At 37.7% G+C, this 560-nt stretch carries 1 protein-coding gene; it reads right to left on the bottom strand.

Annotation, left to right across the window (positions count from 1 at the left end):
* Positions 1-40: 40 nt before the first annotated feature.
* Positions 41-560, bottom strand: a 520-nt coding sequence (locus ACQRBJ_RS16175; RefSeq protein ID WP_445304252.1) for a DUF6939 family protein, incomplete at its 5' end; no start/stop codon positions are given.

A 560-nucleotide genomic window follows, 5' to 3' on the forward strand; every position in this document is an offset into this window, starting at 1 on the left:
GTGCTCAGGAGCTTGTCTTAAAACTATGTGCGAATATGAGTTACTTAACTGAGTGCTTATCTACCCATTCCTGAGAGAACACAAAGTCTTCCGATAAAATACTACTTTCTACAAATTCTTTAATTAAAGAAGCATGTGAGAGTGGAGAAGACAAATCATTTATATCACAATTAGTATTATAATCAAGTAATACTATTGTCTTATTGTGTTCATTTAAATAAGTCAGATAATCTGTCTCTTCGCGACAACACCATAGAAGCATGTATTCATAAGCAGGCTTATAAATACTGTCCCTTGCAGTAGCATAGTCTATTAGCTTTCCCCAAAACATGTGTCCAAGGCACTTACCAAAACGTCTACAGCTACGCTTCAAGTTACGCATAGTAGTGTTAGTAAAGCAAGAAGTATCCACACCTGCATGCTCAAACACCTTCAGACCTTGCCACATACCTTCTACAGAAGCAGAATAGTATTTAAATGGTCTCTGTTCTGCTGAACCAAGATATGGGTCTCCATCCTTTGGCTCTTTGTCAGAACCAAATACTGGAATGTGACCATGA

The organism is Prevotella sp. SGI.167 (genome assembly GCF_050313615.1).
Classification (GTDB): domain Bacteria; phylum Bacteroidota; class Bacteroidia; order Bacteroidales; family Bacteroidaceae; genus Prevotella.